Raw genomic sequence first — 4807 nt, forward strand, 5'->3', positions numbered from 1 at the left:
GAATAATCATCATTTATAATAATGCATTAAAAAGAAATAGTTGTAAAGAGTTGTGTTGAATTTGTAAAGAAAGTGGGTTGTTTTTAAACGAGCTTTGCAGTTGGTATATCAGGTCGTCTGAAAAATATGTGATCAGGCATTTTTGCGTATGAAAATATTTGGAAAGACTGCATAGAAATTTTTACTTTTTCCCTTGAATTTGTCGCAAACAACCCAAATCTACCCGCCATTACGGCAGGCTTTCCATAAGCGTGCCGCTATTTCCAAGCAAACCGTGTCTGTCATGTCCGACAGACAATTGTTTTCAATCTATTTATTTATCGGAGCATTAAGACATGACCATCCGCCCTTTACACGACCGCGTAGTCGTCAAACGCTTAGAAGCTGAAGAAAAAACCGCCTCCGGCATCGTCTTGCCGGGCGCAGCCGCTGAAAAACCCGACATGGGCGAAGTGATCGCCGTGGGTGCGGGCAAAATCGGTAAAGACGGCGAGCGCCGTCCGCTGGATGTCAAAGTCGGCGACAAAGTGATCTTCGGCAAATACAGCGGTCAAACTGTAAAAGCCGACGGCGAAGAGCTGTTGGTAATGCGTGAAGAAGACATCTTCGGTATCGTTGAATAATTGTTGAATTAAGTTTCAGAACCAAAGGCCGTCTGAATCAAATATGAAGTTTTCAGACGGCCTCGAACAGATTTTTAATATTGATTTGGAGAATTTAAATGGCAGCAAAAGACGTACAATTCGGCAATGAAGTTCGCCAAAAAATGGTAAACGGCGTCAATGTATTGGCAAACGCCGTCCGCGTAACTTTGGGCCCTAAAGGCCGCAACGTAGTCGTTGACCGCGCATTCGGCGGCCCGCACATCACTAAAGACGGCGTTACCGTCGCTAAAGAAATCGAACTGAAAGACAAATTCGAAAACATGGGCGCGCAAATGGTGAAAGAAGTGGCGTCCAAAACCAACGACGTAGCGGGCGACGGTACGACTACCGCCACCGTACTGGCGCAAGCCATCGTAGCTGAAGGCATGAAATACGTGGCCGCCGGCATGAACCCGACCGATCTGAAACGCGGTATCGACAAAGCTGTTGCCGCTTTGGTTGAAGAACTGAAAAACATCGCCAAACCTTGCGATACGTCCAAAGAAATTGCCCAAGTCGGTTCGATTTCCGCCAACTCCGACGAACAAGTCGGCGCGATTATTGCCGAAGCGATGGAAAAAGTCGGCAAAGAAGGCGTGATTACCGTTGAAGACGGCAAATCTTTGGAAAACGAATTGGATGTCGTCGAGGGTATGCAGTTCGACCGCGGCTACCTGTCCCCTTACTTCATCAACGACGCGGAAAAACAAATCGCTGCGCTGGACAACCCGTTTGTATTGCTGTTCGACAAAAAAATCAGCAACATCCGCGACCTGCTGCCTGTTTTGGAACAAGTGGCAAAAGCCAGCCGTCCGCTTTTGATTATCGCTGAAGACGTAGAAGGCGAAGCCTTGGCGACTTTGGTCGTGAACAACATCCGCGGTATCCTGAAAACCGTTGCCGTTAAAGCCCCTGGCTTCGGCGACCGCCGCAAAGCTATGTTGCAAGACATCGCCATCCTGACCGGCGGCGTGGTGATTTCCGAAGAAGTCGGCCTGTCTTTGGAAAAAGCGACTTTGGACGACTTGGGTCAAGCCAAACGCATCGAAATCGGTAAAGAAAACACCACCATCATCGACGGCTTCGGCGATGCTGCCCAAATCGAAGCACGTGTTGCCGAAATTCGCCAACAAATCGAAACCGCGACCAGCGAATACGACAAAGAAAAACTGCAAGAGCGCGTGGCTAAATTGGCCGGCGGCGTGGCAGTGATCAAAGTCGGTGCCGCTACCGAAGTGGAAATGAAAGAGAAAAAAGACCGCGTGGAAGACGCGCTGCACGCTACCCGCGCAGCCGTTGAAGAAGGCGTGGTTGCAGGCGGCGGCGTAGCCCTGTTGCGCGCCCGTGCTGCTTTGGAAAACCTGCACACCGGCAATGCCGACCAAGACGCAGGTGTACAAATCGTCTTGCGCGCCGTTGAGTCTCCGCTGCGCCAAATCGTTGCCAACGCAGGCGGCGAGCCTAGCGTAGTCGTGAACAAAGTGTTGGAAGGCAAAGGCAACTACGGTTACAACGCAGGTTCCGGCGAATACGGCGACATGATCGAAATGGGCGTACTCGACCCCGCCAAAGTAACCCGTTCCGCGCTGCAACACGCCGCGTCTATCGCCGGCCTGATGCTGACGACCGACTGCATGATTGCCGAAATCCCTGAAGAAAAACCCGCTATGCCTGACATGGGCGGCATGGGTGGTATGGGCGGTATGATGTAATGCCGTCTGAAACCTTCAGACAAAAAGCAAAACCGCACGGTAATCAGCCGTGCGGTTTTTTATTTGCCAGTAAGAAGCGTGAGATGGTAAGGGGAATGCCATGATTTATAGAGAAATAAGGGTAGCCAGCTCCATTGAATCAAAAGCAATTAAATAAACTTCATCATAAAAAAGGCCGTCTGAAACTTTATTTTGCGTTTCAGACGGCCTGCTTAATGATCTAAACCGTTACTTTTTGTTTGAACGGCTGTATCGGACAGCTTGAGACAAGAGTTCTTCAATTTCTATCCACATAATGTCTCCTTACAGCAAACCAGGTTGACCTAAAGTCGGATCGTTGGCTCGTGCCGCTTGGGCATCTTCGACAGTCAGTCCAAGGGCTTTGGCCACGCCTTCGCCGTATGCCGGATCGCAACGGTAGCAGTTGCGGATATGGCGGTATTTGATGAAGTCTGGTGCATCACCCATGGCTGCGGCGGTGTTGTTAAACAAAGCTTGTTGTTGCTCATTGTTCATCAGCTTGAACAAAGCGCGCGGTTGGCTGAAGTAGTCGTCATCGTCTTGGCGGTAGTCCCAGTGCGCCGCATCGCCGTTGATTTTCAAAGGCGGTTCGGCGAAGTCGGGCTGTTGCTGCCATTGGCCGAAGCTGTTGGGTTCGTAGTGCGGCAGGCTGCCGTAGTTGCCGTCGGCGCGGCCTTGTCCGTCACGCTGGTTGCTGTGGACGGGGCAACGCGGGCGGTTGACGGGGATTTGGCGGAAGTTCACGCCCAGGCGGTAGCGCTGCGCGTCGGCGTAATTGAACAAACGCGCTTGCAGCATTTTGTCGGGGCTGGCGCCGATACCGGGAACGAGGTTGCTCGGTGCGAAGGCGGATTGTTCCACATCGGCGAAGAAGTTTTCGGGATTGCGGTTCAACTCAAATTCGCCCACTTCAATCAGCGGATAGTCTTTTTTCGGCCAAACTTTGGTCAGGTCGAAGGGATGATACGGCACTTTTTCCGCGTCTGCTTCTGGCATGACTTGGATGTACATCGTCCATTTTGGAAACTCGCCGCGTTCGATGGCTTCGTACAGGTCGCGTTGATGGCTTTCGCGGTCGTCGGCGATGATTTTGGCGGCTTCTTCATTGGTCAGGTTTTTAATTCCTTGCTGGGTGCGGAAATGGAATTTCACCCAAAAACGCTCGCCTGCTTCGTTCCAGAAGCTGTAAGTATGCGAACCGAAGCCGTGCATATGACGGTAGCTGGCTGGAATACCGCGGTCGCTCATGACGATGGTAACTTGGTGCAGTGCCTCGGGCAGCAGCGTCCAGAAGTCCCAGTTGTTCGTGGCAGAACGCATATTGGTGCGCGGGTCGCGTTTGACGGCTTTGTTCAGGTCAGGGAACTTACGCGGGTCGCGCAGGAAGAATACGGGCGTGTTGTTGCCGACCATATCCCAGTTGCCTTCTTCGGTATAGAACTTCAACGCAAAGCCGCGGATGTCGCGTTCCGCATCGGCTGCGCCGCGCTCGCCTGCCACGGTGGTGAAACGGGCGAACATCTCGGTTTTCTTGCCAACTTCGCTGAAGATTTTGGCGCGGGTGTATTTCGTGATGTCGTGCGTTACGGTGAACGTACCGAACGCACCCGAACCTTTGGCGTGCATACGGCGTTCGGGGATGACTTCGCGCACGAAGTCGGCGAGTTTTTCATTCAGCCACAAATCCTGCGCCAGCAACGGGCCGCGCGGACCAGCGGTCAGGCTGTTTTGATTGTCGGCAACGGGGGCGCCGTTGTTCATGGTCAGGTGGGTTACAGGACATTTAGAGACGGTCATGATGATTTCCTTTGTGAAATGGTCAATGGTTTATAAAACGATTTGCCGAAAAGCATATTCGTAGCCGGTTTCTTGGCATTCATAAATTTCTTGTATCGACATTTTATTTCCTTTTGCTGTTAACTATTAAAAGAACTATACAGAAAGATTTTAACTATTGAAACTATGAAATCGATTTAGAATTAATATTAATCAATTAGAAATTAAATTCTATTAGTTTTTATTAATGATTAAGCTGTAAAAAAGGCCGTCTGAAACTTTATTTTGCGTTTCAGACGGCCTTATTTTTAGTCAAAACAAGGGATTATTTATCCTGTTTGGCTTTGCGTTCTTCCAGCCAATGTTCCAAGTAGTGGATGCTGACGCCACCTTTTTGGAAGCCTTGATCACTGAACAAATCGCGGTGCAGCGGTGTATTGGTTTTGATGCCGGTAATCGCCAGTTCGGCAAGGGCTACGCGCATTTTTGCCATGGCTTGGTCGCGGTCTTTACCGATAACGCAGATCTTGCCGATCAGGCTGTCGTAGTAAGGAGGGATGCGGTAGCCTTGGTAGATGTGGCTGTCGACGCGGATGCCGAAGCCGCCGGGCAGGTGGCAGCTTTCAATCAGGCCCGGGCTTGGAATGAAGTTGT

3 protein-coding genes and 1 pseudogene are annotated in these 4807 nt (G+C 50.8%); 2 read left to right on the top strand and 2 right to left on the bottom strand.

What is annotated here, in order from left to right; all coding sequences use genetic code 11:
- Positions 1-335: 335 nt before the first annotated feature.
- Both groES and groL read left to right on the top strand, forming a co-directional pair.
- On the top strand, positions 336-623 hold the full coding sequence (groES, locus tag ACTHUT_RS14075; protein WP_003684150.1) for a co-chaperone GroES: 288 nt from the start codon (positions 336-338) through the stop codon (positions 621-623).
- Positions 624-721: 98 nt separating this feature from the next.
- A complete protein-coding gene (gene groL / locus ACTHUT_RS14080) occupies positions 722-2356 on the top strand; it encodes a chaperonin GroEL (RefSeq protein WP_250599489.1) in 1635 nt (544 codons plus the stop codon).
- A 303-nt stretch (positions 2357-2659) separates the two neighbouring features.
- On the opposite strand, the gene katA is transcribed toward groL, so the two are convergent.
- Together katA and ACTHUT_RS14090 are read right to left on the bottom strand one after the other, a co-directional pair.
- Complete coding sequence (gene katA, locus ACTHUT_RS14085; RefSeq protein WP_250599491.1) at positions 2660-4174, bottom strand: catalase KatA; 1515 nt, start codon at positions 4172-4174, stop codon at positions 2660-2662.
- Between the two features lie 304 nt (positions 4175-4478).
- Positions 4479-4807: pseudogene (locus ACTHUT_RS14090) on the bottom strand (acetyl-CoA carboxylase biotin carboxylase subunit); the annotation flags it as partial.

This window comes from Neisseria sp. P0022.S010 (genome assembly GCF_051956635.1).

What these genes read in the sequence shown, in the direction of transcription:
- groES (WP_003684150.1), top strand. Translation starts at nt 336, where the DNA reads ATGACCATCCGCCCTTTACACGACCGCGTAGTCGTCAAACGCTTAGAA.
- groL (WP_250599489.1), top strand. Translation starts at nt 722, where the DNA reads ATGGCAGCAAAAGACGTACAATTCGGCAATGAAGTTCGCCAAAAAATG.
- katA (WP_250599491.1), bottom strand. Translation starts at nt 4,174, where the DNA reads ATGACCGTCTCTAAATGTCCTGTAACCCACCTGACCATGAACAACGGC.